At 57.4% G+C, this 1,381-nt stretch carries 1 protein-coding gene; it reads right to left on the bottom strand.

What is annotated here, in order from left to right; genetic code table 11:
* On the bottom strand, positions 1-622 hold a 622-nt coding region (locus E4P00_RS27860), incomplete at its 3' end, for an EAL domain-containing protein (protein WP_248133416.1).
* Positions 623-1,381: the final 759 nt, after the last annotated feature.

The following is a 1,381-nucleotide window of genomic DNA, read 5'->3' as shown; positions in this document are numbered from 1 at the left end:
ACTCATTGAGCAACCCGCAACTTTCAATGGCAGGCATGAACACCGCCGGAGAGACCACGCCCCGGGTCGGATGATTCCACCGCGTGAGCGCCTCGACGCCAATCACGTCACCCGTCAACAAGTTGATCTTGGGCTGGAAATACGTCTCCATTTGCTGACGACGCATGGCCGAGCGGACTTCGCCGGCTTCGGCCAGCTCCAGCGGTTTCAAACGTGCCGGCACGACCCAGGGATCGTTCAAGTGTTTATGCAAAAGTCCGTTCAAGGCCTCAGCGTTCAAGGGTTTGCCAAGGTCGCCCAACAGCGGCAACCCGAGCAATGTCACTAACTGCCTTGCAGCCTGGCGTACATCCCCACACAGCGAACTGCTGAGGATCACGGCCCCCACCAGGCCGACGCGGGCCACGCGTTGCAGAAACTCCAGGCCATCCATACCTTCCATACGCAGATCACACAGCACGATGTCCACCGGGCCGACCCGTTGCAAGACCTCCAGGGCCCGGGTTCCATTGGAAGCACTGAACACATCCTGACAGCCAAGCTTTTTCAGCAGGTTGACGGCGACGGTTTGCTGGAACAGATGGTCCTCCAGCACCAGCACTCGCAGGGGCAACACTTGCATCACTGATTCTCCACAATTGGGTTGCAGCACGAACGCCCGATACGCCCTGTTAACTGCGGGTAGTCGACGCCCGACCTATCCAATAGTGTCGATGAACCCAACGCTTGCCCTCAGGGAGCAGATATATGCGGGTCATCCATGACGCGGGTTTCATTAACGTGCCGGGCGAATCAATTGCGCCTTCCGTTGAAGGTGCACTGCTGCTGCCCCATCAGTGAAAGATGAGGTACTCCGGAGCGGACTCGATGGGCGAAAGATCATCTCTTTTTTTCAAGCCCGAATTATCCGGGGATTTTCCTGACCGAAATACAGGAAATTTCCCGGCAAACAATTCGTCTTACACACCCAGGGCGCTGGCCCGACTCCCAAAGTCGATCAAGCGACGGTTTGGGCAATCCGCTGCGTCAATACAGGCGTCAGAGCCTCCATCGTTTGGTGCAAGGCTTGAGCAGCCGCACCTGATCCTCCTCGTTACTGCTGAGCAGGTCTTGCAACAGGTTGCGAATCGAAGCTCAGTACTTCGCCTTTGTCTGTAAACTGCCCCGCAGGTTCGCCTGCACCTGCTTGGACCGTACCGGCTCGATCAACACGTCCCGGTTGACCTGTGCATCAAACTCCCAGCGACAGTTGCTTTAACCGCGCCTTGCACCCGTCATCATCAGCGTTCCCGCATGGCCTCCTGGGCCTTGTTGAACGGCTTGATCAAGTAGTCCAGCACGGTCTTGGAGCCGGTCTTGATGTCCACCGTTGCGATCATCC

The sequence above is a fragment of the Pseudomonas sp. B329 genome, assembly GCF_023127835.1.
GTDB lineage: Bacteria > Pseudomonadota > Gammaproteobacteria > Pseudomonadales > Pseudomonadaceae > Aquipseudomonas > Aquipseudomonas synxantha_A.
Note: the sequence above shows the minus strand (reverse complement) of the source record. Positions and strands in the feature narration are given on the sequence as shown.